Here is a 25,528-nt window from a genome sequence, read left to right as displayed (position 1 = left end):
CGCGCAAGCGCTGGAGGTAGAACAGCACCGGCGCGTTGACGGGCAACTGGAACTCGCGCCCGTCGAGCAAGTGGAACACCTCGCGTCCGTCGCGGCCGTGCAGCGGCCCCTTGGCGACGCCGACCAGACATACGTCCTCGATCCCCATTTCCTCGAGCACCGCCTTGGCAGCGTTGAGCTGGCCACGCCCGCCATCGATCAATACGAGATCGGGCCAATCGCCGGCATCGCGATCGGGATCTTCGCTTTGCGCGCGCGCGAAGCGGCGTTGAAACACCTCGCGCATCATGCCGAAGTCATCGCCGGGGATCGTGTCGGGGTGCTTGATGTTGAACTTGCGATACTGCCCCTTGCGGAAGCCCTCGGGCCCCGCGACGACCATCGCGCCGACCGCGTTGGTCCCCTGGATGTGGCTATTGTCGTAGACTTCGATCCGGTCTGGCGGTTCGGCCAGATCGAACAGTTCGGCCACCTCGCGCAGCAGCTTGGCCTGCGTCGTGCTCTCGGCGAGGCGGCGGTCGAGCGCTTCCTCGGCATTGCGCTTGGCCTGATCGAGCAGCCGCCGTCGCGTGCCGCGCTGGGGCATCGATAGTGAGACCTTAAAGCCCACCCCTGCCCCAAGCGCCTCGCCGAGCAATTCGCCTTCCTCGAGTTCACGATCAAGGAAGATCGTCTTGGGCGGCGGCACTTCCTCGTAAAATTGCGCGAGGAAGCCGGTGAGGATCTCGTCCTCGGGCACATCGGCGGTGTGCTGCGGGAAGAAGCTGCGGTGCCCCCAATTCTGCCCGCCGCGGATGAAGAATGCCTGGATCCCGATCACGCCGTTCTTGTTCGCCATCGCGAAGATGTCGGCGTCCCCAAGGCCCTCGGCGTTGATCGCCTGGCTGCCCTGGATAAAGGTCAGTGCACGGAGCCGATCGCGCAGTATCGCGGCGAGCTCGAAATCCATTGCCGCAGCGGCGGTTTCCATCTGCCCGCCGAGCTTGGCCTGCACTTGGGTCGACTTGCCGCCGAGGAACGCCTTCGCGTCGTTCACAAGATCGGCATAGCCCGCCTCGTCGATCCGCCCGACACACGGCGCCGAGCAGCGCTTGATCTGGTAGAGCAGGCACGGCCGGTCGCGGTTCCGAAAGAAGCTGTCGGTGCACGAGCGGAGCAGGAACAGCTTTTGCAGCGCGTTGAGCGTATTGTTGACCGATCCTGCACTGGCGAACGGCCCGTAATAATTGCCCTTCGCGCGCCGCGCACCGCGATGCTTCTGGATCCGCGGGAATTCGTGATCCGCGCGCAGCAGGATGAACGGGAAGCTTTTGTCGTCGCGCAGCAGCACGTTGTACGGCGGACGATACCGCTTGATCAGCTGCGCCTCGAGCAGCAGCGCCTCTGCCTCGTTGTTGGTCGTGACGATCGTCATCGAACGCGTCTGCGCGACCATCCGCTGCAGCCGCTTCGACAGGCGATCGACTTGCGTATAGTTGGTCACACGGTTCTTGAGCGCCTTGGCCTTGCCGACATACAGCACGTCGCCGCGCGCATCCTGCATGCGATAGACGCCGGGACGGATCGGGAGCGTGGCGAGCACGTTGCGAATCGCGGCGACGCCCGCTGCGAGATCGGGCGTCTCGCCGGCGCCGCGGACGGCAAAGGTGGATTTCTCTTCGTTGAAACGATCAGGCGCATTGGGCGAGGACATGCGATTGATCTAGGGAGTCCGCGCGGCGGATGCCACGGTTATGCGCATCCACGCGCACACCGCGCGCGCGCCCGCGATGGAGAAGACCCGCGATGTATGTTTCGATCACCGGCCTGAAGCCGAAAAGCCTGTTCCAGGTGCCGCGCTTCTGGTGGCACGCCATCCGTTCGATGCAGCAGGCGCAGCGCGCGCCGGGCAATCTGTCGGTCGCGGCGCGGACGATCGCCGGGACGCACCATACGATGTCGCTTTGGCAGGATCGTAGGGCGATGTGTGCCTATCTGGCTGCCGGTGCACATCGGGACGCCATGCGCGCGTCGCGCAGCATCGGCACGGGTGCGGTCCATGGCTATGAAAGCGAAGCGGCGCCCGACTGGGCCGATGTACCGGCGTTGCTCCGAGCGAATGGCCGTATCATCTGATGCGATGGTGGCGGTGCACCGGCACCGCCACCGCACGCACTTATTTGATCGCTTCGAGGTCGATCTTGACCTTGGCGAGCGCAGCGTCGGTCAACGCGCCCTGCGACATCGGCTGAACCTGCGCGAGCGACATCGACTTGAACTGGTCGTACATCGGGTGCGCGGTGATGTTCTGGAGGTCGGTGTCGAGCACCGCCTTGCCCTTGGGATCGGCAGCGATCGTCTCGATCTGGGTTTCGAGCGTGAATTTGGCGGTGGAGGCAGTAGTGGTCGTCGAGGTTGTGGTTACGGCGGGCGCAGGTGCGGTCTGGGCAGCGAGCGGCGCCGCGGTCAAAGCGACGAGCACGGGCAGAAGGACAGACGTCATGGGAGAGCCTCTTTCGAAAGCGAAAGCGGCGCGAATCGCCGCTGACCAGGGTTTACCCCGGCCAGTGGCGAAACGAAATGGACTGGATCAAGTGAAACGCTGCGGAATTGCCCCGCATGTGAGCGCCGGACGCCTTTAGTTCAGACGTCCAAGCCCAGCGATCGTACGATCGACCAGCGCCTTGTCGGCATCGACGCCGTGACGCTCGGCCAGGATGGTCGCCGCGGCGCGAGTCGCAGCTTCAGCCGCAAGCGCCCTGACTTCCGCGATGGCGCCACGTTCAGCGGCGGCGATCTTGTCTTCAGCCATCGTCTGACGACGCGCGACCAAATCGGCAAGATCGGCCTCGGCCTTGGCAAGCATCGCTGCTGCTTCGGCCTGCGCATGCGCCACGATCGCGGCAGCATCGCCGGCGCTTGCCGCATTGCGGGCCTTGGCTTCGGCAAGCTGCGCCTCGGCTTCGGCACGCAGCTGTGAGGCTTCGTCGAGCTGGGTCCGGATCGTCGCGATGCGCGAATCGAGCGCGCCCGCGATCATCTTCGGGACCTTCTTCCAAATCATCAGGCCGATCACGACCAACATCGACAAAGCGACGAAGCCCGGAGCGGTGATCCCGAAGACCGACGGTTCGTGGTGCAGTTCGGCGACGCCGGTCTGCGCCACGGTCTTGACTGTCGAGGACTCAGCCATGCGCCAATTCCGCCTTCACTTGCGTTTCGATCGTCGCACGATCGACCGCCACGCCCGAAAGCTTGGCAACGATCTTCTCGACCGCGTCGGTCGTCGCGGTCTCGATTTCGGCGAGCGCCTCGGTCTTGGAGGATTCGATCCGTCCGGTGGCCGCGTGCAATTGCGCGGCCAGACCTTCGTCGCTCGTCTTAAGTTTGGCCTCGGTGCTGGCGGTCGCCCGCGCCTTGGCTTCGCCGACCGCGATCATCGCTTGCGACCGGGCTGCTTCGAGCCCCGCCTGATAATCGCGCTCGGACGCCAGCGCGGTCGCCCGCGCCGCCTCCGCCGCGGCGAGGTCACCCGCGATCCGGCCGTTACGATCGTCGATCGTCGCCTCGATCTTGGGGACCATCGCCTTGCCGATCCCGAAATAGATCAGCGCGAAGACGATCGCGAGCCAGAACAGCTGCGACGCGTAGATCTCGCCGATTTGGGATAGCTGCGGCATTGGCTGGTTTCTCTTCTTACTTGACGACGAAGAGGATGAGGATCGCGACGACGAACGCGATCAGGCCGAGCAGCTCCGATGCTGCGAAGCCGATGAACAGGCGGCCCTGCTGGCCGTCTGCTGCGCCCGGGTTACGGAGTGCGCCTTCGAGGAACGAGCCGAACACGTTGCCCACGCCGAGTGCGGCAAGACCAACACCGATCGCTGCCAGGCCGGCACCGATGTACATTGCACCAAGATCAGTCATGATAAGCTCCCTAGGAATACGTAGATTGGGTTATGGAAATTCTAGTGCAGATGCACTGCGTCGTGCAGGTACAGCGACGTTAGCAGGGCAAACACATAGGCCTGGATCGCGCACACCAGCAGCTCGAGCGCGCTGACGCCGACGATCATGATGAAGCTGAGCACGCCAACCACTGAGCCGAGACCGCCGCCGGCGGTGAAGCCCTGGACAACGAAGCTGCCGAACACTTCGAGCAGGATGTGCCCCGCGGTCATCGCGACGAAAAGTCGCAGTGCCAGCGAGAAAGGACGCACCATGAACGAGACGAACTCGACCGGGATGATCACCGGCATCAGCCACGCTGGCGCACCGTGCGGCACGAACAGCGTGAAGAACTTGAGGCCATGCTTCCAGAAGCCGACCGCGAGCACGATCGCAAACGACAGGAAAGCGAGGATCGCCGTCACCGTGATGTGGCTCGTCACCGCGAAGGTGTGGAGCCCCGGCAGGATCGCCAGCGGCATCACGCCGATCAGGTTGGCGAACAGGATGAAGTAGAAGAGCGAGAAGATGTACGGCGCGAACTTCTTGCCGCCGCTGCCGATGTTCACCGACACCATATTGTCGATGAAGCTTACCGCGTCCTCAGCGGCAACCTGCCAGCGACCGGGCACGAGCTGGCGCTTGAGGCCGCCCGAAATGAAGAGCGCGAGCAGCACGAACACGACGACCATGAACAGCGCCGAGTTGGTGAAGGATACGTCATAGCCGAACAGGTTCAGATGGCGGCCCAGGACGGGCTCCACCATGAACTGTTCCATCGGATCGATTTTGCCGGCGCTCACTCTGCGCGCTCCTTCGAAATCTTCATGATGTTGAGGAACGCCCCGATGATCGCAAGTGTAAGCACGATCAACAGCGCCCAAGGCGACGTGCCGAGCCACTGATCAAGCGCCCAGCCCATGATCCCGCCGCCGAACAAGGCGCCGAGCAATAGCGCCAGGACCTTCGATCCCTGGCCATAGCCCTTCGCCTGCGGCAAGGGCCCCGACCCACGCGCCTGACCAGCCGCCTTTGCCGAAGCAATGCGGGCGTCCAGATCGTCGTTAGGGCGGTTCTCGGCCAAGCGGCGTGTATCCTGATAGAAAAACGCCGCCGTGCGTGCAGCACCGCGACGATGATATGCGGAGAGTTGGAGACCGACGCCCCCGCTTCCCGCGCCGTTTAGGAAGCTGTCTTGAGAGTGTCAACTCTTGTGGCCACCCCGGTCCTGCTGCGGCGTTGCGCGGGTGGCGCGCGAGGATTATCCAATGGTACGATGAACGCGCCCCTCCCCGACCACGCCGGACACCGCGCGCGGCTGCGACAGCGGCTGATCGAGCAAGGCGGCGACGGGCTGCTCGATTACGAACTGGTCGAATATTTACTCGCACTGGCGGTCCCGCGGCGCGATACCAAACCGCTGGCGAAGGCGCTGATCGCCGAGTTCGGGGGATTCGGCGGCGTGTTCAGCGCCGATGCCGCCGCGCTGATGCGAGTCCCCGGAATGGGCGAGACAACCGCCGCCGCCGTCAAGATCGTTCAAGCCGCGGCACTGCGCTTGTTGCAGGTCGAGGCCAAGGCGCAGCCGGTGCTGGCGAGCTGGCAGGCGCTGATCGATTATCTCCACGCCGACATGGCGCATCGCGGCACCGAGCGCGTGCGCGTGCTCCATCTCAACACGCGCAACATGCTGATCCGCGACGAAGTGATGAGCGACGGGTCGATCGACGAAGCCGCGGTCTATGTCCGCGAGGTGATCCGGCGCGCGATCGATCTCGGCTCATCGGCGATCATCCTGGTGCACAACCACCCGAGCGGCGACCCGAGCCCGAGCCGCGCCGACATCGACGTCACCCGGAAAGTCGCCGAGGCGGGGCGGCGGCTCAACATAACGCTCCACGACCACATCATCATTGGCGCGAACGGGCATTCGAGCTTGCGCGCGATGGGGCTGCTCTGAGCGTCACCCTTGCTGCGAGAGGAATGCCGTCAATTCGGCCTTCGAGACCGTCTTACTCTTGTCGGCATCGGCCTGCACAAGGGCCTGGGCGAGATAGGTGTTCATTGCCGGCGAAGCCGAATCGGTCGTCGGGTCGCTCACTTTCTTGAGCGCGACCATCCACGCGCCGAACTCGGCTGCATTGAGGACGCCGTCGCCGTCCTTGTCGTAGCTGCCAAACTCGGCGTTGATGATGTCGGCCGCCGGCGTGCCCGCCGCTGCGGGCTTGGCGGCAGCCTCGGCTTCGGGGGCGACGATCGATGCCGGGATCGCCGCGTCGCGCGCCGCGCTGCTCTGCGGGGGCCCGGCTTGATCGACCGTGGTCGGCGCGGATTGCGGTGCGGGCGATGTCGCTGGCGGCGCGTCCTGCGCGAGAGCGGGGCTGGCAAGCGCGATGGCGCTCGCGAGCAGGGTAAATCTCACCATCGGTATCTCCTGTGCGAATCGATCGCGTCGGTTCCCCAACGCACCGGACCACGCGACGCTCCACGCGCGCGCATTTGAAGGGGCGGCTGGTCCCTGCTAACGCGCGCCTCATCGTCGATCGCGGCGATTCCGTGCCCGCCCGATCTCAAGCTCATCGAGGAATTCCCATGGTCCCCCGCTATTCCCGCCCCGACATGACCGCGATCTGGACCCCGGAGAATCGCTTCCGCATTTGGTTCGAGATCGAAGCGCATGCGACCGACGCGCTCGCCGAGCTCGGCGTGGTGCCGAAGGAAGCCGCTGCCGCGCTGTGGGCGTGGTGGAACACCAACCCGGTGATCGACGTCGCCGCGATCGACGCGATCGAGGCGGTGACCAAGCATGACGTGATCGCCTTCCTCACTTGGGTCGCGGACAATGTCGGCGACCAGGCGCGCTTCATGCACCAGGGGATGACGAGCTCGGACGTGCTCGACACCGCGCTCGCGGTCCAGCTGGCGCAGGCGAGCGACTTGCTGATCGCCGACATCGACGCGCTGCTCGTCGTGCTCGAGCGCCGCGCGCGCGAGCACAAGATGACCCCGACGATCGGGCGCAGCCACGGCATCCATGCCGAACCCGTCACCTTCGGGCTCAAGATGGCACAGGCGCATGCCGAATTCGCCCGCAACCGCGCGCGCCTCGTCGCGGCGCGCGAGGATGTCGCGACCTGTGCGATCTCGGGCGCGGTCGGCACCTTCGCCAATATCGATCCGGTGGTCGAAGCACACGTCGCCGAGAAGCTCGGCCTCAGCGTCGAGCCCGTCTCGACCCAAGTCATCCCGCGCGACCGGCACGCGATGTTCTTCGCCACGCTCGGCGTGATCGCCTCGTCGATCGAGCGGCTCGCGACCGAGGTGCGCCATCTCCAGCGCACCGAAGTGCTCGAGGCAGAGGAGTTCTTCTCGCCCGGCCAGAAGGGTTCGTCGGCGATGCCGCACAAGCGCAATCCGGTGCTGACCGAGAACCTCACCGGCCTCGCCCGCATGGTGCGCGGCTATGTCACCCCCGCGCTCGAGAACGTTGCGCTGTGGCATGAGCGCGACATCTCGCACTCGTCGGTCGAGCGGTACATTGGCCCCGACGCGACGATCACGCTCGACTTCGCGCTGCAGCGGCTGACCGGCGTGATGGACAAGCTCGTCGTCTATCCCGCGCGGATGGAGAAGAACCTCAACAAGATGGGCGGCCTCGTCCATTCGCAGCGCGTGCTGCTCGCGCTCACCCAAGCGGGCGTCAGCCGCGAGGATTCGTATCGGCTCGTCCAGCGCAACGCGATGAAGGTGTGGGATTCGGACGGCGCGCTGTCGCTGATGGAGTTGCTCAAGGCCGATCCCGAGGTCACCGCGGCGCTGTCGGTCGCGGAGATCGAGGACAAGTTCGACCTCGGCTATCATCTGAAGCACGTCGACACGATCTTCGCACGCGTGTTCGGACAGGCCTGATTGCGACGGACTCGCAGGTAGCTTGACTCGATTGACCCCCGGACGCGCGATGTTCGGGGGCGATCGTTTCGGTTTCTGCACCGATACGACGCGTAAACCCGACGATTTCAAAGAGCCGGATCGGTATACCCGAATCGGCCCTTGTAGGACAGCGCGCTTTCGAAACCGCCTGAGACGGAGCGCTCCGCGTCCGCCTGAAACCCTTCATCGATGATTTTGCACAGTTAAACGTGCAAATGCTGCACCTGCGAATGCTCGTAATAAAATTGCGCGAATAAGCAACAATCTCCACATGCCTCCTCGCCGGGACGAACCCGGTATCGGAGACACCTACCATGCGCATTCTTCAAAGCCTTGCCGGCGGCCTGTTCGCTGTTGCAGGCGTCGCGCTGGTGGTCGAGGTTCTCATCCTCTGACCCATCGGCCCACCCGCCCCTTCTTTTGACGGGGCGGCCAGGGCCGTGGGGTCGAGAGCAGGTTTCAAGAAAATTCGGGGCAGCGCACCCAGCATGGCAGCCCCTCCCCTGACGGGGAGGGGCTGGAAACTGCTCAGCCCCAGGCGCTCTTCATCTTCTTGAAGAAGCCGCTGGTCTGCGGGCATTCCTTGCCCGTTTCGGTCGCGCGGAATTCCTCGAGCAGCTCGCGCTGGCGCGAGGTGAGATGCGTCGGCGTCTCGACCTCGATCTGGATGACGAGATCGCCGCGGCCACGCCCTTGCAGCACGGGCATGCCCGCGCCGCGCTGACGCAGCTCACGACCGCTCTGCGTACCCGCCGGTATCTTGATCTGGTGATCGACGCCGTCGGGCCCGGCGATATGCACCTCGCCGCCAAGCGCCGCCGACGTAAAGCTGATCGGCGTGCGCGCGAACAGCGTCGTGCCTTCACGCTCGAACAGCGGATGCCGCGCGACGTGGAGGAAGATGTAGAGATCCCCCGCGGGAGCCCCGCGCAAGCCCGCCTCGCCCTCGCCGGTCAAGCGAACGCGCGTGCCCTCGTCGACGCCGGGCGGGATGTTGACGGTGCGCGTCTTGGTCTTCTCGACGCGGCCTTCGCCGTGGCAATTGCCGCACGGATCGGCGATCGTCTGGCCGGCGCCGTGGCACGTCGGGCACGTCCGCTCGACGACGAAGAAGCCCTGCTGCGCCCGGACCTTGCCGTGGCCCTTGCACATCTGGCAGGTCTTGGCGGCGGTGCCCTTGGTCGCGCCCGAACCGTCGCACACGTCGCACACGCCCGACACGTCGATCGTGATGTCGCTCGCCTTGCCGTGAAAGGCTTCCTCGAGCGTGATCTCCATGTCGTAGCGCAAATCCGCGCCGCGCTGCGGTCCGCGCGATCCGCCGCGCTGGCCGCCCATGAATTCGCCGAAGATGTTCTCGAAAATATCGGAGAAGCCGCTGAAATCCTGTGCGCCGCCACCGCCGCCGCCCTGCTGCTTGAACGCAGCGTGGCCGTAGCGATCGTACGCCGCGCGCTTCTGCTGGTCCTTGAGGCAATCATACGCCTCGCTGATCGCCTTGAAACGTTCTTCGGAGTCGCCGCAGCCCGGATTCTTGTCGGGGTGATAGCGCATCGCCAGGCGGCGATACGAGGATTTGAGCGTGCCATCGTCGGCGGTGCGCTCGCATTCCAGCAGTTCGTAGAAATCGATGTCGGTGGTCACGTTTCAGCCCCCGCCTCTCCGCCGTCACCCCCGCCAAAGCGGGGGTCCCGCCTCTCCGCCGAACCGCAAAGGCCGGGAGAAGAAGCGGGATTCCCGCGTGCGCGGGAATGACGGGCTGGGCTCATTCCAGTTTACGCTTTGTGGTCGTCGACCTCGGAGAATTCCGCGTCGACCACGTCTTCCTTGGGGGCTTCGGCCTCGGCGGCGGGCCCCGAAGAACCTTGGGCATCGGCCTGCGCCTGCTTCTCGTAGATCGCCTGGCCGAGCTTCATCGCGACCTGCGCGAGCGCCTCCGACTTGGTCTTCATCGCTTCGGGATCGCCACCTTCGACCGCGGTCTTGGTCTCGGCGATCGCCGCTTCGATCTCGCCCTTCAGCGCGGCATCGACCTTGTCGGCATTGTCGGCAAGCTGGCGCTCGGTCGTGTGGATCAGCGATTCGGCGTTGTTCTTCGCCTCGGCCGCTGCACGGCGCGCCTTGTCGTCTTCAGCGAACTGCTCGGCATCGCGGACCATCTGCTCGATGTCGCGATCCGACAGGCCACCCGAGGCCTGGATGCGGATCTGCTGCTCCTTGCCGGTGCCCTTGTCCTTAGCCGACACGTTGACGAGACCGTTGGCGTCGATGTCGAAGGTGACTTCGATCTGCGGCACGCCGCGCGGTGCCGACGGGATGCCGACCAGATCGAACTGGCCGAGCATCTTGTTGTCGGCCGCCATTTCGCGCTCGCCCTGGAACACGCGGATGGTGACAGCCTGCTGGTTGTCGTCCGCGGTCGAATAGGTCTGCGACTTCTTGGTCGGGATCGTCGTGTTCCGATCGATCATGCGGGTGAACACGCCACCCAGCGTCTCGATGCCGAGCGACAGCGGGGTCACGTCGAGCAGCAGCACGTCCTTGACGTCGCCCTGCAGCACGCCGGCCTGGATCGCCGCACCCATTGCCACGACCTCATCGGGGTTGACGCCCGAATGCGGCTCCTTGCCGAAGAAGTCCTTCACGACCTGACGAACCTTGGGCATGCGCGTCATGCCGCCGACGAGGACGACTTCCGAGATGTCGCTGGTCTGGATGCCGGCGTCCTTCATCGCCTTCTTGCACGGCTCGAGCGTGCGCTGGATCAAGTCCTCGACGAGACGCTCGAGATCCGAGCGCGTGATCGCCTTGACGAGATGCTTCGGGCCGTTCTGGTCGGCGGTGATGAAGGGCAGGTTGACCTCGGTCGTCGCTGCCGACGACAGCTCGATCTTCGCCTTCTCGGCCGCTTCCTTCAAACGCTGGAGCGCCAGCTTGTCCTTGGTGAGGTCGATGCCCTCGGCCTTCTTGAAGTCTTCCGACAGGAAGTTGAGCAGCTTGTTGTCGAAATCCTCGCCGCCGAGGAAGGTGTCGCCGTTGGTCGCCTTCACTTCGAACACGCCGTCGCCAATCTCGAGGATCGAGATGTCGAAGGTGCCGCCGCCGAGGTCATAGACCGCGATCGTCTTGTTGGTGTCCTTGTCGAGGCCATACGCAAGCGCAGCAGCCGTCGGCTCGTTGATGATGCGGAGCACTTCGAGGCCGGCGATCTGCCCGGCGTCCTTGGTCGCCTGGCGCTGCGCGTCGTTGAAATACGCCGGAACGGTGATGACCGCCTGCGTGACCGTCTCGCCGAGATAGGCCTCGGCGGTTTCCTTCATCTTCTGCAGCGTGAACGCCGAGATCTGCGACGGCGAATATTCCTTGCCGCCGGCGCCGACCCAGGCGTCGCCATTGTTGCCACGCACGATGTTGTACGGGACCAGCTCGGTGTCCTTCTTGGTGATCGGGTCGTCGAAACGACGGCCGATCAGGCGCTTCACCGCGAAGATCGTGTTCTCGGGGTTGGTCACTGCCTGGCGCTTGGCCGGCTGGCCGACCAGCCGCTCGCCATCCTTGGCGAACGCGACGATCGACGGCGTGGTGCGCGCGCCTTCTGCGTTCTCGATCACCTTCGGCTTGCCGCCCTCCATCACCGAGACGCAGCTGTTGGTCGTGCCGAGATCGATTCCGATTACTTTTGCCATTGGTCCTCTGGGGCCCCCATCGCTAGAAAAATTGCCATTCCATCGCGCCCTTAGAATAAGCAGCGCGACACTTCACTCCGGCGATATAGGGGGGCTTTCGCTTGTCGCAAGATTTCACCGCACGTATGGCGCGACAAGTTGTTCCCAAAGCGGGAGTTCGTCGTTTGCGCAATCGTCTGGTTTTGATCGCTGCCCTGGCCCTGGGCGCGTGCGGCAGTGGGCCGCCCAAGCTCTCGGTCGAGAAGGGCTATATCCGCCTCGCCGCGGCGCCGCGCAGTCCGGCGGTCGCCTATTTCACGATCCATGGCGGCACCGCCGATACTGCGCTGATCGCGGTGAGCAGCGAAGTGTCGATCAAGAACGAGCTTCACCAATCGATGCAGTCGGGCGGCATGGTGTCGATGAAGCCGCTCGGCGATGTGCCGATCCCCGCGGGCGCGACCGTCGCGTTCGCGCCCGGCGGCAAGCATCTGATGCTGTTCGACATGAACCCGGGGATCAAGCCCGGGCGCGTCGTCACGCTGACCTTCACCTTTGCCAACAACCAGCGGATCCTGTTCGACGCGCCGACGATCGCGGCGGGCACCCCCGCCCCCGCATTCTAAGCGCGCGTCACGCCGCGAGCGTTTGTTCGATCGTGGGCGCGAGGTCGAGCGTCAGCAGCGCATAGGCCCCCTTCCCCACGCCTTCGCTCTCGAGCCGCAGCGAGCCGTGCATCGCCGCCATCGAATTGGCGCACCAGTGCAGCCCCAGCCCGCCCGATTTGTGGCGGCGGGTCGAAAAGCCGCGCTGGAACAGCGTTGGGGTGTTCTCAGCGGCGAACCCCTCGCCATCGTCGCTGATCGCGATGACGGCGCGGCCGTCGGCCTCGGTGATCGTGACGGTGATCGATCCGCTGTCGGTGCCGGTCGCGGCGATCGCGTCGGCGGCGTTGGAGAAGAGATTGCCGATCACCTGGCTCAGGATGATCCGGCTCGCCATCACGTAACACGCTTGCGCGGGGAAGCTGAACGCGATCGACACGCTGCCCGAATAGCGCGCGATCGTCGCATTCTTGGCGAGGATCTCGGTCACGTCGCACGGCGCCACCTCGGGCCGCTCGTGCGCCGCGCTTTGCTGGGCACCGATGATCTCGAGCACATGGCTCATCGCTTCGCGGCCGATTTGCAATTCGCCGTGACGGTCGGCGCGATCCTTGGCTTCGGCCTCGATCGCCGCCGCGACGAAGGCGAGCAGTTTGGCGCGCCGCGCCGCGGGCAGATCGTCCTTGCCGAGCTCGGCGATCGCGCGGTCGAGCATGCTGCGCTCGACGGGCGGTGCTTGCGCGATCCCCTTGCTCAGGATCGTGCTGATCGGGTTGAGCGCGTTGCGGACGTTGTGCATCACCGCGACCGCGCTCTCGCTCTTGCCAAGCGCGAAGCTCTGCACTTCGACCTGTTCGCGCAGATCCTTCAATTGCTCGAGCATCGCGTTGAAACTGTTGCGCAAAGATCCGATTTCGTCCTTCCGCGGCTCATCGGGCAGCAGCCCGAGCGAGCCCGAGGTGCGCACCATCTGCATATGGCTTTCGACGCGCGCGAGCGGGCGCAGCACGAGCATCGAAATCATCCGCCGAAGCATCGCGAGCACGAGCAGCAGCAACAGCGTCGACCCCGCGACCGCGAGCAGCAACATGCGCTGGCCGAGCAGCGAGAGATCGCGCGTGACGCTGAACGCCGCGCTGGCGACGGCGTGGCCGTCGGCGCCGCGGATCGGCACCGCGATCCGCAGCGTCGAGCGCGCCGAGACGATCGCATCGGTATCGGGGCGGTTGGCGAGGTCGATCGTCGCGGGAAGCTGAAGCACGTTGGACAGCGTCTTCGAAGTGATCCGCCGCGCCATCAGCACATAGCCGCGCGGATCGCCGGTGCCGTCGCTGCGCCGCACTTCGGCGACCCCGACCGCGACGAGCTCGTTGCCGAGCCGCAGATAATAATGTCCCGAGTTCTTCTGGCCGAGCACGCGCTTGAAATCTGTCTGGCCAAGCGCGGCGACGAATTCGCTGCGACCCGGCGGCGTTCGCCAGCGCGCGATGACGATCCGGCCGTCCTTGCCGACATAGGCCATGCCATCGACGTTGAGATTGACCATCGCGAGCGTCGAGAAGCTCTCCTTCTCAAACTCGGGCGTCGGGTGGACCATATAATCGTAACTGGCGGTCCAGTCGCCATAGTCGCGCACCGCGCCCTCGACCTTGGTCGCGAAATCGCCGAGCGCGGCGCGCGTCCGCTCGATATGCGCGGCGACCGACTTGTCCTCGAGCTGGTTGAAGCTCGGCACGATCAAGGCCGCGAGCAACGCCGTCAGCGCGACCGAGCCGATCAGGCCGATCCCCATCAGGATCACGACGAGCTTGGCGCCGAGCGAACTCGGCTCGCGTAGCGCCTCGATCCGGCCGCGCGCAGTGCGCGAGGACGGCGGCGGGGGCGCGGGCATCAGCCGTGGGTTCCGTTACCCGGTTCGACCGCGTCGTCCGCCGCGGGATCGAGCATGTAGCGCGCCTGGGCGATTTCGCGCGCGCGGTCCTGCACGACCGGCCGCGAGAAGAAATAGCCCTGCATGTGGCTGCAGCCGGCGACGCGCAGCGCCTGCAACTGCGCCTCGGTCTCGACGCCTTCGGCGATCACGCCGAGCCCGAGCGCATGGCCGAGATGGATGATCGAATGGACGATCGCAGCGCTCTCGCGCTCGCGGCCCATGCCGTCGATGAAGCTGCGGTCGATCTTGAGGCAATCGAGCGCGAACTTGCGGATGTTGTAGAGGCTCGAATAGCCAGTACCGAAATCGTCGAGCGCGATGCGGAAGCCCATCTGGCGCAATTTGTAGAGCGTGTCGGCGGCGCGATCGGCATCGTCGAAAATCGCGGTCTCGGTGATCTCGATCTGGACGCGGCGCGGGTCGATCCCGGCGCGCTGGACGGTCTCGACGAGGCGCGCGACGAAATTGTGACGGCGGAACTGGCGCGGCGAGAAATTGACCGAGACATATTGGCCCGGCCATTCGGCGAGCACTTTGAGCGATTCGCCCAGCACCCAGTCGCCGAGCTCGTGGATGAGGTTGGTTTCCTCGGCGATCGGGATGAACACCGCCGGGCTGATCGGGCCATGCTCGTTGGTGTTCCAGCGCAGCAGCGCCTCGAAACCGATGACCTCGAGCTCCTCGCGCGCGACGATCGGCTGATAGACGAGGCTCAGCTCGCCCTTGGCGATCGCTTGCGACAGGCCCCCCTCGATCGCACGCCGCAAGCGGATGTTCTCGTCCATGCCCTCGTCGAACAGGCGCACGACGCCGCGGCCTTCGCGTTTCGCGTCGTTGAGCGCGAGATCGGCGCGGCGCATCAAGTCGGTCGGGTCGCGCGTCTCGCCGGGCTCGGTGACGATCAGCCCGAACGACGCGCCGCCCTGGACCGAATTGCCGAGCACCTTGAAGGTCCCGGTGCAGGCTTTCAGGATGCGCTGGCATTCCATTTCGGCCGCCTCGGCGCCGGGCGTATCGAACAGCAGCCCGAATTCGTCGCCGCCGAGCCGCGCGACGAGGCCGCCCGCAGGGATCGAGGTCTGCAGGATGTCGCAGATCGTGCGGATCAGCTCGTCGCCGGCGAGATGGCCGAGCGTGTCGTTGACGAGCTTGAAGCGATCGAGATCGACCATCGCCACCGCGAATTGCCCCGAAAGCTGTGCGCGGTCGGTCAGCGCGCGGCGGAAGGCGAGCCGGTTGGGCGCCTCGGTCAGCGAATCGTGGTTCGCCATGTGGATCGCGCGGCTTTCGTTCGCGGCGAGCTCATGGCCTTGCTCCTGGAGCTGGACGACTTGCGCGGCGAGCGTCTCGCGGGCTTCGGCGAGTTCGCGGTCGCCGCGCCAGCGGTGCGCGAGCGCGCTTGCCATCTGCGTGACCTCGGCGACTTCGAACGGCTTGGCGATGTAGAAGATCTTGTCGGCGGGGCCGGCCGCCTTGGCGATCTCGATTGGCGAGAAATCGGAATAGCCGGTGACGATGACGAGGTTGATGTTGGGGTCGAGCTTGCGGATTCGCGTCGCGGTTTCCTTGCCGTCGATCCCCGGCGGCATGCGCACGTCGATGAAGGCGACGGCATAGGGTTCGTCGCACGCCAATGCGGCCTCGACCGCCGCAACGCCGTCGAGCCCCTGCATCGCGTGCGTCAGTGCGAAGTCGATCATGGTATCGGGCGCGGGGTCGGCAGCGTCGTCGTCTTTGCCGAACAGTTCGGCAGCCATCGCCTCGAGCGCGCCGGTGTCGACGGCCGCCGGCGCGAAACTGCGCCGGTAGCTGTCGTGCATGGCCGGTTCGTCATCGACGATCAGAATTCGCATACCCACACCCGCCCGTAAGATAGTGGGCATCAAAGCCCGTTGCGAACTCGTATGCCAAGGCGGTTAATGCGTCGTAAACGACGATGCCAAAACTCAGTCGCGTTCGAGTGCCAGGACCCCGAGCTGGACCGCGCCGAGCGGCCCCGCCATTCCGCCCAGCTCGGCCGGAACGACGAAGCGGTCGATCGGCATCAGCCCGGGCGCTGCGACATAGCCGCCGAGACTCGCGACCAAGCGGGCGCGAATTTCGGGCAGCAGCTGCGGCACGCCGACCATCACGCCACCGCCCATCACGATCCGCCGCGGGATGCCGGTCAGCACCACCATGTGACAGAGCTGCGCAAGGGTATGCGCGACGGTTTCCCATGCAGGGTCGTTCGCCGCCAAATCCTGCGCGGCCGTTCCGGTGCGCGCGCGGATCGCAGTTCCCGACACCAGCCCTTCGACGCAATCGCCATGAAAGGCGCAGCTTCCGCGCCAGGCGTCGCCCGTCATCCGCACCGGGCGGATATGGCCGAGCTCGGCATGCGTCATCCCCGCGACGGGGGCGCCGTGCAGCACGAGCCCGACGCCGACGCCCGTCCCCACCGTGATATAGGCATGGTCTTCGACATCATGCGCCGCACCCCAGCGCCCTTCGCCGAGCGCGGCACCGTTGACGTCGCTGTCGAAGCCGAACGGCACGCCCGCAATCTTCGCGAGCCGAAGCCCGACATCGGTATCGGACCAGCCTGGCTTGGTAGTCGCGGTGATGAAACCGTAATTGGCGTCGCTGCGGTCGAGCGACACCGGGCCGAAGCTCGCGACGCCGAGCGCGTCATAGCCCGACCAGCGCCGCAGCACGTCCTCGACCGCGCCGAGCGTTTCGTCGGGCGTGGTGGTCGGGATCTGGACGCGCTCGCGCACATCGTTGGGTCCGCTTGCCAGGACGCAAATGACCTTGGTTCCACCCAGCTCGACGCCGGCGATCAGGGGCGCGCTCATTCTACCGTCACCGACTTGGCGAGATTGCGCGGTTGGTCGACATCGGTGCCCTTGATGACCGCGACATGATAGGCGAGCAGCTGCACCGGCACCGCATAGACGAGCGGCGCGATCAGCGGGTGGACCTTTGGCATCGTGATCGTCGCCATGCAGCCGTCGCCCGCCGCCTGGATACCGTCATAATCCGAGATCAAAACGACCTTGCCGCCGCGCGCCTGGACTTCCTGCATGTTGCTGACGGTCTTGTCGAACAACGGGCCCGAGGGCGCGATGACGATGACGGGGACGTTCTCGTCGATCAAGGCGATCGGCCCGTGCTTCATTTCGCCGGCGGCATAGCCTTCGGCGTGAATGTAGCTGATTTCCTTGAGCTTCAACGCGCCTTCCAGCGCGAGCGGATAATCGGTACCGCGGCCGAGATAGAGCACGTCGCGCGCGCCCGCGATGTGGTGCGCCATCGCCTCGATCGCCTCGTCATAGGCGAGCGCGCCGTTGAGCGCGGCGGGGGCTTCGGCGAGATGCTTGACGATCATCTTCTCCTCGGCCGGGCTGAGCTTGCCCTTGGCCCGCGCGAGGTTGGCAGCAAGCGCTGCGAGCACCGCGAGCTGGCACGTGAAAGCCTTGGTCGAGGCGACGCCGATCTCGGGGCCGGCATGCGTCGGCAGCAGCAGATCGGCTTCGCGCGCCATCGAGCTGGTCGGCACGTTGACGACGACCGCGATGATCTGCCCCTCGGCGCGCGCATGGCGCAGCGCGGCGAGCGTGTCCGCGGTCTCGCCCGACTGGCTGATGAAGAGCGCGAGGCCGCCCTCCTCCATCACCGGCGCGCGGTAGCGGAATTCGCTGGCGACATCGAGGTCGACCGGCACGCGCGCGAACTGCTCGAACCAGTATTTGGCGACCATGCCGGCGTAGAAGCTGGTGCCGCAGGCGACGATCGTGACGCGCTTGATCGTTGACAGGTCGAATTCGGGGATCGGCAGCGTGACGCGCTCTTCCATCCGCTGCAGGTACGAGCGCAGCGTCTGCGCGACGACGATCGGCTGCTCGTAGATTTCCTTGAGCATGTAATGCTTGTGGTTGCCCTTCGACACGAGGTCGCCGGTGACGCCCGAGATCGTGATCGCGCGTTCGACCGGCGTATTGGCACGGTCATAGACCTGCGCGCCCTCACGCGTGAGGACGACCCAGTCGCCTTCGTCGAGATAGGCGATCCGCTGCGTCAGCGGCGCGAGCGCGAGCGCGTCGGAGCCGAGATACATCTCGCCCTCGCCATAGCCGACGACGAGCGGCGAACCGAGCCGTGCGCCGATCAGCAGATCGGGATGCTGGCGGAACAGGATCGCGAGCGCGAAGGCGCCGTGGAGCCGCGGCAGAATTTCGCGGACGGCGTCCTCGGGCGCGAGGCCAGCCTCGACCTTCTCGCTGATGAGATGCGCGACGACCTCGGTGTCGGTCTCGCTGGTGAAAGTCCGGCCGCGGGCGATGAGTTCGTCGCGGAGCGGTTTGAAATTCTCGATGATGCCGTTGTGGACGACCGCAACTTCGCCGGTCGCGTGGGGGTGGGCGTTGTTGGTGGTCGGCCCGCCATGCGTCGCCCAGCGCGTGTGCGCGATGCCGGTCTTGCCGGGCAGCGGATGCGCGGCGAGTTCGTTGGCGAGGTTGATCAGCTTGCCCGACGCGCGGCGGCGCTCGATCGCGCCATCGAAATCGGTGGCGATGCCGGCCGAATCATAGCCGCGATATTCGAGCCGCTTCAGACCGTCGAGCAGACGATCGGCGACGTCTTCGGTACTCAGGATGCCAACGATGCCACACATGGAATGTCTCGACCTTAAAGGGTGTAGGGGATGCGGATGCCCGGCATGGTCGCCGGGAAATCCTTGGTGTTGCGGGTCACTAGAATGCGTCCGTGAACTTGTGCTGACGCGAGGATGACCGAGTCCGCAAGCTTCAGGCGGCACTCGTTGCGCAGTTCCGCCGCGCGCGTCGCAATCGGTATATCGAGCTCATCGATCAGGAACCCCGCCAACAGCGATTTCGTTCGCGGCATCGTGATCTGGTCGACGCGGGACATGACCTCGATCCACGTCACCCGACTGATCCAGCGATCGTCAACCGACTCGAGCTCGAGCTGCGCTGACACGTTGCCGTTAAGCGCATCGATCAGGATATTGCTGTCGAACGACGTGGCGCTCACGATTTTGGCGACGGCTGCACGCCCCGAAGCTGATCGAGATAGATCGCGCGCTGACGATCATCTTCCGCGTCGAAGAGATCGGGAAACTCGGCTTTGACGTCTTCGTAATCGTCGTCCCAGGGACGGGTCCAGCTCGCGCGTTCGCGCCGCTGCCATGCGACGGCGTCACCAATGTCGGTGCGATCCTTCCAGGCTCCGAAACCGGCGCGCAGAGCCGCCAGTCGCCGTTGCCGGTCCCCCTCTTCTGCGTCGCTCGCAATCAGCCGATCGACCGCGTCACGGATCACCGCCGCGCGCGACTGACCGTGCTCGGCCGCGATCTGATCGAGCCGCGCAATGCGATCGTCGCCGAGCGAAACCAGGGTCCTGCTAGCCATTATCGACTGATATCACCGGGTGATATCACTTGCCAGCTTTCTTCGCCGTCATCGCGTCGCGAAAGCGCTTGGCCCATCCGGGTTTGGAGACTTGCTGCGGCCGCACCAGCGCGAGCGCGTCGGCTTCGACGTCGGCGGTGATCACAGATCCTGCGCCGACAATCGCGCCCGCGCCGATCGTCACCGGGGCGACCAGCGCCGAGTTCGACCCGATGAACGCGCCCTCGCCGATGATCGTCTTGTATTTGAAGAAACCGTCGTAATTGCAGGTGATCGTGCCCGCGCCGATGTTGGCGCCTGCCCCCACTTCGGCATCGCCGAGATAGGTCAGGTGGCTCGCCTTGGCGCCCGCGCCGAGCACGGCCTTCTTCATCTCGACAAAATTGCCGATCTTCGACTTCTCGCCCATCACCGCGCCGGGGCGCAGGCGGGCGAACGGGCCGACCTCGGCCTTGGCGCCGATCTGCGCGCCCTCGATATGGCTGAAGGCGTGAAGCAGCGCGCCGTCGCCGACGGTGACGCCGGGGCCGAAGACGACGTTGGGCTCGATCACGACGTCGCGGCCGATCACCGTGTCGTGCGCGAACCAGACGGTCTCGGGGGCGATCAGCGTCGCGCCGTCGGCCATCGCCTGCGCGCGGCGCTGCGCTTGCCACGATGCCTCGACGCCCGCGAGTTCGCCGCGGCTGTTAACGCCGGCGACCTCGACCGCGTCGGTCTCGATCACCGCCGAGCGACGACCGTCAGCGGCGGCGAGCATGACGATGTCGGGCAGGTAATATTCGCCCGCGGCGTTGTCGTTGCCGACACGCGCGAGCAGCGCGAACAGATCGGCGCTGCGCACCGCCATCAGGCCGGAGTTGCACAAATCGACCGCGCGTTCGGCGGGAGTCGCGTCCTTGAACTCGACCATCTTGGCGATGACGCCATCCTCGGCGATGATCCGGCCATAGGCGCCGGCATCGGTGGGACGAAAGCCGAGGACGACCGCCACCGGCGCGTCTTCCGCGTTCAGCCGATCGAGCATCGCCTGCATCGTAGCGGTCGAGACGAGCGGGACGTCGCCGTAGAGGATCAGCACATCGCCGTCGAAGCCAGCGAGCGCGGCTTCGGCCTGAGCGACGGCATGCCCGGTACCGAGCTGTTCGGCCTGCAGCGCGGTCGCGATCCCGAGCGGCGAGACCGCCGCCTCGACCTGATCGCGCCCCGCGCCCGTCACGACGACGGTGCGCGCCGGGTCGAGCGCCGCGACGCTCGCCGCCAGATGCAGCAGCATCGGCCGCCCGGCGATCGGATGCAGCACCTTGTGCAGATCCGATTTCATGCGCGTCCCCTTGCCCGCGGCAAGGACGATGGCGGCGATGGGGGGGCGAGACGGGCTTTCCATAACGCCAGCCCTGCCACGCCGGACTTGCCAATTCCATAGCAACCCTGCCAGGCGGGGCCGCATGACGACGAATTCATTCCAGATCGTGGGGTTCGACCTCGATGGCACCCTGGTCGACAGCAGCGGCGATCTCACCGCCGCGGTCAATGACACGCTCGACTTCGCTGGGCGCCCGCTGCTGACGGTGGCGCAAGTCAAGACGATGGTTGGCGGCGGCGCCAAGCACATGCTGGCGCAAGGGCTGGAGGTGACCGGCGGTTGCACGCCGGAGGAATTCCGCCCGCTCTACAAGCGGATGCTGGCCTATTATGCCGCGCACCTTTCGGTCCATACGCGCCCCTTCCCCGGCGTGATCGCGGCGCTCGACCAGCTCGACGCGCGCGGCATCAAGAGCGCGGTCGTCACCAACAAGTTCGAGAGCCTGGCGCTCACGCTGCTCGCCGATCTCGGGCTGACCGAGCGCTTCGCGTGCATCATCGGCGGCGACACGATGGGGCCGGGCCTTTCGAAGCCCAACCGCGCGCCGATCGACGAGATGATCCGACGCTGCGGCGGCGAGATCGGCGCGACCCGCGCGGCGTTCGTCGGCGATTCGATCTACGACATCATGGCGGCGAAGAATGCCGGAATCCCCGGCATCGCGGTGAGCTTCGGCTTCCTGCTTGAGCCGGTCGAGGAGATGGGCGCCGACGCGGTGATCGATTCGTTCGACGATCTGCTGCCGACGCTCGATCGCCTCTCAGCCTGAGGCGGGCCCGGCGCCGCCCTTGCGCCACTTCGTCCATAAGTGCCGCGCGAGCATCGCGGGCGGCATCCGCAGCCAGTGCGAGCGGATGTAGAACGCCATCCGCGTCACGGGGCGGGTGGTGCGCCCCCAACCATCGCGTGCGGTGACGCGGCGGAGATAGAGGCGGTCGACAAGCCTTGAACCGGCGCCGTCGCCATACAGCGCGGCCGCAAGCCGCAGCGCGCGCGCGACGTCGCGGTTCAATCCGTGCATTGCGGCTCGCTCGGCCAATCCCGCGACACCGTCTTGCTCGACAAGACAGTGGACGTCCCACAAATTGCGCATCCCGCCCGCCAGATCGCCGTCGGCAAACAGATGGGCGGCGGCATGGACGACCATGTCTTCGGGCGACAGCGCCCACAGCCCCGGCGCAACCTCGACCGCATCGGCGAGCAACGCCGCAGCGTTGGGGGTGATCCGCGCGGTGAGTGGCAGGATCGTGTGGTGGACGTCGATCATCCGGTCGCGGTCGCGGTGGATCAGCGGGGGCAGCTCGTGCATCCACTGGCGGTAATAGGCGTCGTCATACGGATCGGGCTTGACCCATTCCCACCCCGCGTCGAGCAACGCCGCCTCGACCCTATCCAGCGATGCGCGTGGCACGAGGATGTCGAGATCGCCGATCGACCGCCCCTGCCCCGCCAGCAGATCGGCGGCGACGAAGGCGGTGCCCTTGAGCAGCACGACGCGCTCGTCGATCGGCGCGATTGCGCGGCGGGCAGCCTCGGCTTCCCACAAGGCGACGACCCGGCCCTGTTCGACCGAGCGCCACGCATCTTCGAGAATGCGCCCGACATTCGGTGGAACCGCCATTCCATCGAGCCGCCATGCGAGCGTGCCCAGCATCTGCTCCGCGCGGGCGATCGCGAGCAAGGCGGTCCAGCCCTCCGCGTCGAGCGCGAGCGTGCTTTCGGGCAAGCGCAGCGCGCGCGCCAGCAGCCAGCCGTCTGGCGCGCGGCGCATCATCGCGCCGCCCATGCCGCCTCCACTTGCGCGATCGCGCTGGCGGTATCGGGATAGTCGATCGCGCGCGCCGGGACCGAGGTCACGAGCTTGGTCAGCGCATCGAAGCCGCGCTCGCCGAGCGCGACATAGTTGGTCGAGGCTTGCGTCAGCCGAACGAACACCTCGCTCGCCGCGACGTCGCGCGCCGCGGGTTCGAAGCCGAAACTCGGGAACAGGATCAGCGCCGGGCGCGCCGGCTGGATCATCGTCGCGATCGCGTGCGCATCGGGGACGAAATGGCGGATCGTGCCCTTGGGTGTGCCCTCGAGCAATGGCCCGAACCGATCGGCTGGCGCCTCGGCCGCGACGGTCGCGATGCTCGTATTCTTGAGGCTGACGAGCCGCGGAAAGGCATGGAGCTGTCCCGTTTCGGGATCGAGCAAGGCAAATTCATCGCCCATCAGACGCCATCCGCGCAGCGACAGCAGCGCCGCGAGCGTCGATTTACCCGCGCCCGACACGCCCGTCATCATCAGCGCCTCGCCGTCCCGCTCGACGACCGAAGCGTGGAGCAGCAGGTAACGGCGCTGGCCGAGCGCCATCTGCAGGTTCATCCCCATCTCGGCGGCGAGCAGCCCTTGCGCGAGCGGCAGCGGCGCCGCATCGGGCAGCACGAAATCGCCGCCGATCATCACGGAGGGGCGCAGCACGCGCCGCCATGGCCGCGCGGCGAAGAGGCGCACGGTGAAATCGGGGACACCATCGGCGGGCTTGGGATAGGCGCGATACAGCGTCTCGAGCTGCGCGATCGGCGCGCGCCAGTCCGAGCCGATGCGGAAACCGACAGGCCCGATCGCGACGCTGAACTGGTGGTTCATGCGCGCGACACCAGGCCGGTCGCGACGAGCTCTTCGAGCCGCTCGCGCAGCACATCCGCATCCGCATCGCCCAGTGCATAGTCGCGCGCGAGCCGCTGCAGCAGCGCGGCGCGCGTCATTCCCGCCTCACCCAAAGTCGCGAGAATCTCCGGCGCTGGCGCGGTGATGAGGTGCGTGATGCCCGAGGCGCGGTGATAGACTGCGGAAAAACTGTCGAGATGAACGATGCTCAGGCTCTCGGCCCGCGCCATGCGGTAGAGGACGGTGTCGTCCGCCAGGGCCACCGGCTCAGCCGCGCGGCATCTGCAACGACGCGAAGCAGGTGAAGCCGCTCGTCCCCGATTGCAGCCGGCGGATGTAATTGGTGTAGGCGCGGCTCTGCTGATAGCTCGTTCCCGGCAGCTGTCCGCCGGCCAGCGCGGTCTTCACCTCCTCGCCCTTGAACGGCCTTCCGGGCGGCGCGAACGCACCCAGCGTCCCACGCGGCACGGTGGTGCCGTCGGCGGCGATGTAGCTCCCCGCCCGCCCCGGATCGGGCACCGGAATCTCGCAGGTCGAGATCGACGCGGTGGTCGCGGCGAGTGCCGGGCGGATCGAGACGACCGCGGCGGCGCCGGCCGCGCCGAGCATGAGCGCGCGGCGGCGCGTGGCGTTCGGGGTCTCTGGCGGAACGTCGGTCATGGTGACAGCCATTTCACATTCGCAAATCGCTGGCAAGCAAGGCTATCGAGCTTAAGCATCTTTGGGCTAAGGCGGCGAAATGCTCCAGGGTTTCGGTTCTCGGACGATCACGGCGATCGGTCTCATCGTCGTCGCGGCGATCGCAGTATTCCTGCTTGCGGGCGATCTGCAGCCCGCGTTGGTCACGCTGGTCGGCGGGATTGCCGCGGCGCTCGTCGCGACGGGCACCGGCGACGGCCCGATCGAGCTGCCCCGCCCCGTCCCCGCTGCCGCCGCGCTCGCCCCGCCCGAGACGCAAGACGTGATCGAGGCGATCGTCGAGCCGGTGCTGATCGTCGCCGAAGGGCGCGTGACGCATGCCAATGCCGTCGCGCTCGGGCTGCTCGGCAAGCATATCGTCGGCGAGGACGTGCGCGTCGCGATCCGGCACCCCGGCGCCGCCGAACGCCTCGCCGGTCCGTCGACGGGCAATCTGCAGGGCCCGACCAATCTCGTCGGGCTCGGCGCGCTCGACCAGCATTGGGAAATGCATGTCAGCCGCGCTGGGGGTGGTCAGCGGATCGTGCAACTCGTCGACCGCACCGGCAATTACGCCGCCGAGCGGATGCGCGTCGACTTCGTCGCGAACGCGAGCCACGAATTGCGCACCCCGCTCGCCTCGATCCTCGGTTATATCGAGACGCTCGGCGACGAGAAGGCGGGCGAGGACGCGCAGGTGCGCGGGCGCTTCCTCAAGATCATGTTCGACGAGGCGCGGCGGATGCAGCGGCTGGTCGAGGACCTGATCTCGCTCAGCCGGATCGAGGCGGAGAAATATCGCCTGCCCGATCGCGCGGTCGATGTCGGCGCGCTGATCGGCGAAGTCCGCTCCGAACTGCTCGACGCGCAGGACACGCGCAGCGCCGATATCGTCGCCGACCTCGACCTCGGGGTGCCGCCCGTGGCCGGCGACCGCGCGCAATTGAGCCAGGTGCTCCACAATCTCATCGGCAATGCGATGAAATACGGCCGCGCCGGTACGCCGGTGACGGTTCGGCTGTGGCGCGATCCGGCGGGAATGGTGCGGATCAGCGTAACCGACGAGGGCGAAGGGATCGCGCCCGAGCACATCCCGCGCCTGACCGAGCGCTTCTACCGCGTCGACCCGGGCCGCAGCCGCGCGGCGGGCGGAACCGGGCTCGGGCTCGCGATCGTCAAGCATATCATCGAGCGCCACCGCGGTCGGTTCGATGTGACGAGCACCGTGGGCAAGGGAACCACGGTGACAATTCTGCTTCCAGCGCACGGCCAGACGGGCGCTGTCATCAAACGGTAACGACAGTGTCACACAGGCAGTCCGTCGCGATGGTATTGCGATTCTACGGACCCTTCGGTCC

The 25,528-nt window shown here is 66.2% G+C and carries 28 protein-coding genes; 6 read left to right on the top strand and 22 right to left on the bottom strand.

Going from position 1 to position 25,528, the window contains the following annotated elements:
* On the bottom strand, window positions 1-1,693 hold a 1,693-nt coding region (gene uvrC / locus QN347_RS10400), incomplete at its 3' end, for an excinuclease ABC subunit UvrC (RefSeq protein ID WP_323494022.1).
* Window positions 1,694-1,785: 92 nt separating this feature from the next.
* Here uvrC and QN347_RS10395 point away from each other — a divergent pair.
* On the top strand, window positions 1,786-2,115 hold the full coding sequence (locus QN347_RS10395) for a hypothetical protein (protein WP_322163262.1): 330 nt from the start codon (window positions 1,786-1,788) through the stop codon (window positions 2,113-2,115).
* Between the two features lie 40 nt (window positions 2,116-2,155).
* Here QN347_RS10395 and QN347_RS10390 read toward each other — a convergent pair whose 3' ends face one another.
* The 6 genes from QN347_RS10390 to QN347_RS10365 form a co-directional block, all read right to left on the bottom strand.
* On the bottom strand, window positions 2,156-2,482 hold the full coding sequence (locus QN347_RS10390) for a hypothetical protein (RefSeq protein WP_322163260.1): 327 nt from the start codon (window positions 2,480-2,482) through the stop codon (window positions 2,156-2,158).
* Between the two features lie 135 nt (window positions 2,483-2,617).
* Window positions 2,618-3,172, bottom strand: a complete 555-nt coding sequence (locus QN347_RS10385) for a hypothetical protein (RefSeq protein WP_133188843.1) — start codon at window positions 3,170-3,172, stop codon at window positions 2,618-2,620.
* Window positions 3,165-3,659, bottom strand: coding sequence for an ATPase (locus tag QN347_RS10380; RefSeq protein WP_322163258.1), 495 nt, complete (start codon window positions 3,657-3,659; stop codon window positions 3,165-3,167). The genes QN347_RS10385 and QN347_RS10380 overlap by 8 nt, the downstream gene beginning before the upstream one ends.
* Before the next feature lie 16 nt (window positions 3,660-3,675).
* The gene (locus QN347_RS10375) at window positions 3,676-3,888 is read right to left on the bottom strand and encodes a F0F1 ATP synthase subunit C (protein ID WP_010164404.1); all 213 of its coding nucleotides are present in this window, start codon (window positions 3,886-3,888) and stop codon (window positions 3,676-3,678) included.
* 59 nt (window positions 3,889-3,947) lie between these two features.
* A complete protein-coding gene (locus tag QN347_RS10370; protein ID WP_133188847.1) occupies window positions 3,948-4,730 on the bottom strand; it encodes a F0F1 ATP synthase subunit A in 783 nt (260 codons plus the stop codon).
* Entirely contained in the window at window positions 4,727-5,011 is a 285-nt protein-coding gene (locus QN347_RS10365; RefSeq protein ID WP_133188849.1) for an AtpZ/AtpI family protein, read from the bottom strand. Before QN347_RS10365 ends, QN347_RS10370 begins: the two co-directional genes overlap by 4 nt.
* 192 nt (window positions 5,012-5,203) lie before the next feature.
* Between QN347_RS10365 and radC the strand changes: the two genes are divergently transcribed.
* Window positions 5,204-5,887, top strand: a complete 684-nt coding sequence (radC, locus tag QN347_RS10360; RefSeq protein WP_322163255.1) for a RadC family protein — start codon at window positions 5,204-5,206, stop codon at window positions 5,885-5,887.
* Between the two features lie 3 nt (window positions 5,888-5,890).
* On the opposite strand, the gene QN347_RS10355 is transcribed toward radC, so the two are convergent.
* A complete protein-coding gene (locus tag QN347_RS10355) occupies window positions 5,891-6,352 on the bottom strand; it encodes an EF-hand domain-containing protein (protein WP_322163254.1) in 462 nt (153 codons plus the stop codon).
* A gap of 167 nt (window positions 6,353-6,519) precedes the next feature.
* Here QN347_RS10355 and purB point away from each other — a divergent pair, with 167 nt between their 5' ends.
* Window positions 6,520-7,836, top strand: coding sequence for an adenylosuccinate lyase (purB, locus tag QN347_RS10350; RefSeq protein ID WP_133188855.1), 1,317 nt, complete (start codon window positions 6,520-6,522; stop codon window positions 7,834-7,836).
* Between the two features lie 224 nt (window positions 7,837-8,060).
* Here the strand turns inward: purB and QN347_RS20980 are convergent, their stop codons facing one another.
* The 3 genes from QN347_RS20980 to dnaK all read right to left on the bottom strand — a co-directional run bounded on the left by QN347_RS20980 (window position 8,061) and on the right by dnaK (window position 11,543).
* Window positions 8,061-8,186 (bottom strand): (2Fe-2S)-binding protein, encoded by a 126-nt coding sequence (locus tag QN347_RS20980; protein ID WP_416194496.1) that lies wholly within the window; start codon window positions 8,184-8,186, stop codon window positions 8,061-8,063.
* Between the two features lie 199 nt (window positions 8,187-8,385).
* Window positions 8,386-9,501 carry a molecular chaperone DnaJ gene (dnaJ, locus tag QN347_RS10345; protein ID WP_322163252.1) on the bottom strand — a complete coding sequence of 372 codons (1,116 nt, stop codon included), beginning with the start codon at window positions 9,499-9,501 and terminating at the stop codon, window positions 8,386-8,388.
* Window positions 9,502-9,632: 131 nt separating this feature from the next.
* The gene (dnaK, locus tag QN347_RS10340; protein WP_322163250.1) at window positions 9,633-11,543 is read right to left on the bottom strand and encodes a molecular chaperone DnaK; all 1,911 of its coding nucleotides are present in this window, start codon (window positions 11,541-11,543) and stop codon (window positions 9,633-9,635) included.
* A 182-nt stretch (window positions 11,544-11,725) separates the two neighbouring features.
* Between dnaK and QN347_RS10335 the strand changes: the two genes are divergently transcribed.
* Window positions 11,726-12,148, top strand: coding sequence for a copper chaperone PCu(A)C (locus QN347_RS10335; protein ID WP_322163248.1), 423 nt, complete (start codon window positions 11,726-11,728; stop codon window positions 12,146-12,148).
* Window positions 12,149-12,155: 7 nt separating this feature from the next.
* On the opposite strand, the gene QN347_RS10330 is transcribed toward QN347_RS10335, so the two are convergent.
* The 7 genes from QN347_RS10330 to glmU form a co-directional block, all read right to left on the bottom strand.
* Window positions 12,156-14,018: a CHASE4 domain-containing protein gene (locus QN347_RS10330; RefSeq protein ID WP_322163246.1), complete on the bottom strand. Its 1,863-nt coding sequence runs from the start codon at window positions 14,016-14,018 to the stop codon at window positions 12,156-12,158.
* A complete protein-coding gene (locus tag QN347_RS10325) occupies window positions 14,018-15,913 on the bottom strand; it encodes a putative bifunctional diguanylate cyclase/phosphodiesterase (protein ID WP_322163244.1) in 1,896 nt (631 codons plus the stop codon). The genes QN347_RS10330 and QN347_RS10325 overlap by 1 nt, the downstream gene beginning before the upstream one ends.
* A 93-nt stretch (window positions 15,914-16,006) precedes the next feature.
* Window positions 16,007-16,897 carry an ROK family protein gene (locus QN347_RS10320; protein ID WP_133188865.1) on the bottom strand — a complete coding sequence of 297 codons (891 nt, stop codon included), beginning with the start codon at window positions 16,895-16,897 and terminating at the stop codon, window positions 16,007-16,009.
* Window positions 16,894-18,717: a glutamine--fructose-6-phosphate transaminase (isomerizing) gene (gene glmS / locus QN347_RS10315; protein ID WP_322163242.1), complete on the bottom strand. Its 1,824-nt coding sequence runs from the start codon at window positions 18,715-18,717 to the stop codon at window positions 16,894-16,896. Before glmS ends, QN347_RS10320 begins: the two co-directional genes overlap by 4 nt.
* A 14-nt stretch (window positions 18,718-18,731) precedes the next feature.
* Window positions 18,732-19,097 carry a type II toxin-antitoxin system VapC family toxin gene (locus QN347_RS10310; RefSeq protein ID WP_133188869.1) on the bottom strand — a complete coding sequence of 122 codons (366 nt, stop codon included), beginning with the start codon at window positions 19,095-19,097 and terminating at the stop codon, window positions 18,732-18,734.
* Window positions 19,094-19,474, bottom strand: coding sequence for a ribbon-helix-helix protein, CopG family (locus tag QN347_RS10305; protein WP_322163240.1), 381 nt, complete (start codon window positions 19,472-19,474; stop codon window positions 19,094-19,096). Before QN347_RS10305 ends, QN347_RS10310 begins: the two co-directional genes overlap by 4 nt.
* Before the next feature lie 25 nt (window positions 19,475-19,499).
* Complete coding sequence (gene glmU, locus QN347_RS10300; protein ID WP_322163238.1) at window positions 19,500-20,861, bottom strand: bifunctional UDP-N-acetylglucosamine diphosphorylase/glucosamine-1-phosphate N-acetyltransferase GlmU; 1,362 nt, start codon at window positions 20,859-20,861, stop codon at window positions 19,500-19,502.
* 61 nt (window positions 20,862-20,922) lie between these two features.
* Here glmU and QN347_RS10295 point away from each other — a divergent pair, with 61 nt between their 5' ends.
* Window positions 20,923-21,609, top strand: coding sequence for an HAD hydrolase-like protein (locus tag QN347_RS10295; RefSeq protein ID WP_322163236.1), 687 nt, complete (start codon window positions 20,923-20,925; stop codon window positions 21,607-21,609).
* Here the strand turns inward: QN347_RS10295 and QN347_RS10290 are convergent.
* Genes QN347_RS10290 through QN347_RS10275 form a run of 4 tightly spaced genes read right to left on the bottom strand, consistent with a single transcriptional unit; the run spans window position 21,601 to window position 24,152 of the window.
* Entirely contained in the window at window positions 21,601-22,611 is a 1,011-nt protein-coding gene (locus QN347_RS10290) for a nucleotidyltransferase family protein (RefSeq protein ID WP_322164194.1), read from the bottom strand. The two genes, QN347_RS10295 and QN347_RS10290, sit on opposite strands and share 9 nt — an antisense overlap.
* Entirely contained in the window at window positions 22,611-23,471 is an 861-nt protein-coding gene (locus tag QN347_RS10285) for an HprK-related kinase A (protein ID WP_322163234.1), read from the bottom strand. The genes QN347_RS10290 and QN347_RS10285 overlap by 1 nt, the downstream gene beginning before the upstream one ends.
* Complete coding sequence (locus tag QN347_RS10280) at window positions 23,468-23,755, bottom strand: HPr-rel-A system PqqD family peptide chaperone (RefSeq protein ID WP_322163232.1); 288 nt, start codon at window positions 23,753-23,755, stop codon at window positions 23,468-23,470. The genes QN347_RS10285 and QN347_RS10280 overlap by 4 nt, the downstream gene beginning before the upstream one ends.
* Window positions 23,756-23,759: 4 nt before the next feature.
* Window positions 23,760-24,152 (bottom strand): hypothetical protein, encoded by a 393-nt coding sequence (locus tag QN347_RS10275; protein ID WP_133188879.1) that lies wholly within the window; start codon window positions 24,150-24,152, stop codon window positions 23,760-23,762.
* Window positions 24,153-24,231: 79 nt separating this feature from the next.
* Here QN347_RS10275 and QN347_RS10270 point away from each other — a divergent pair, with 79 nt between their 5' ends.
* Window positions 24,232-25,467 (top strand): ATP-binding protein, encoded by a 1,236-nt coding sequence (locus QN347_RS10270; RefSeq protein ID WP_322163229.1) that lies wholly within the window; start codon window positions 24,232-24,234, stop codon window positions 25,465-25,467.
* The last annotated feature ends 61 nt before the right edge of the window (window positions 25,468-25,528 follow it).

The sequence above is a fragment of the Sphingomonas sp. 10B4 genome (genome assembly GCF_035019905.1).
GTDB lineage: Bacteria > Pseudomonadota > Alphaproteobacteria > Sphingomonadales > Sphingomonadaceae > Sphingomonas > Sphingomonas glacialis.
The sequence above is the reverse complement of the archived record's forward strand: the minus strand, read 5'-3'. Positions and strand labels throughout refer to the sequence as shown.

Excerpts from the sequence above, each read along its gene's own strand:
- QN347_RS10390 (WP_322163260.1), bottom strand. The coding sequence starts at position 2,482 with ATGACGTCTGTCCTTCTGCCCGTGCTCGTCGCTTTGACCGCGGCGCCG.
- QN347_RS10295 (WP_322163236.1), top strand. The coding sequence starts at position 20,923 with ATGACGACGAATTCATTCCAGATCGTGGGGTTCGACCTCGATGGCACC.
- QN347_RS10275 (WP_133188879.1), bottom strand. The coding sequence starts at position 24,152 with ATGACCGACGTTCCGCCAGAGACCCCGAACGCCACGCGCCGCCGCGCG.
- QN347_RS10320 (WP_133188865.1), bottom strand. The coding sequence starts at position 16,897 with ATGAGCGCGCCCCTGATCGCCGGCGTCGAGCTGGGTGGAACCAAGGTC.
- QN347_RS10270 (WP_322163229.1), top strand. The coding sequence starts at position 24,232 with ATGCTCCAGGGTTTCGGTTCTCGGACGATCACGGCGATCGGTCTCATC.
- QN347_RS10385 (WP_133188843.1), bottom strand. The coding sequence starts at position 3,172 with ATGGCTGAGTCCTCGACAGTCAAGACCGTGGCGCAGACCGGCGTCGCC.
- QN347_RS10330 (WP_322163246.1), bottom strand. The coding sequence starts at position 14,018 with ATGCCCGCGCCCCCGCCGCCGTCCTCGCGCACTGCGCGCGGCCGGATC.
- QN347_RS10305 (WP_322163240.1), bottom strand. The coding sequence starts at position 19,474 with ATGGCTAGCAGGACCCTGGTTTCGCTCGGCGACGATCGCATTGCGCGG.
- QN347_RS10285 (WP_322163234.1), bottom strand. The coding sequence starts at position 23,471 with ATGAACCACCAGTTCAGCGTCGCGATCGGGCCTGTCGGTTTCCGCATC.
- glmU (WP_322163238.1), bottom strand. The coding sequence starts at position 20,861 with ATGGAAAGCCCGTCTCGCCCCCCCATCGCCGCCATCGTCCTTGCCGCG.
- QN347_RS10375 (WP_010164404.1), bottom strand. The coding sequence starts at position 3,888 with ATGTACATCGGTGCCGGCCTGGCAGCGATCGGTGTTGGTCTTGCCGCA.
- dnaK (WP_322163250.1), bottom strand. The coding sequence starts at position 11,543 with ATGGCAAAAGTAATCGGAATCGATCTCGGCACGACCAACAGCTGCGTC.
- purB (WP_133188855.1), top strand. The coding sequence starts at position 6,520 with ATGGTCCCCCGCTATTCCCGCCCCGACATGACCGCGATCTGGACCCCG.
- glmS (WP_322163242.1), bottom strand. The coding sequence starts at position 18,717 with ATGTGTGGCATCGTTGGCATCCTGAGTACCGAAGACGTCGCCGATCGT.
- QN347_RS10395 (WP_322163262.1), top strand. The coding sequence starts at position 1,786 with ATGTATGTTTCGATCACCGGCCTGAAGCCGAAAAGCCTGTTCCAGGTG.
- QN347_RS10290 (WP_322164194.1), bottom strand. The coding sequence starts at position 22,611 with ATGCGCCGCGCGCCAGACGGCTGGCTGCTGGCGCGCGCGCTGCGCTTG.
- QN347_RS10380 (WP_322163258.1), bottom strand. The coding sequence starts at position 3,659 with ATGCCGCAGCTATCCCAAATCGGCGAGATCTACGCGTCGCAGCTGTTC.
- radC (WP_322163255.1), top strand. The coding sequence starts at position 5,204 with ATGAACGCGCCCCTCCCCGACCACGCCGGACACCGCGCGCGGCTGCGA.
- QN347_RS10355 (WP_322163254.1), bottom strand. The coding sequence starts at position 6,352 with ATGGTGAGATTTACCCTGCTCGCGAGCGCCATCGCGCTTGCCAGCCCC.
- QN347_RS10325 (WP_322163244.1), bottom strand. The coding sequence starts at position 15,913 with ATGCGAATTCTGATCGTCGATGACGAACCGGCCATGCACGACAGCTAC.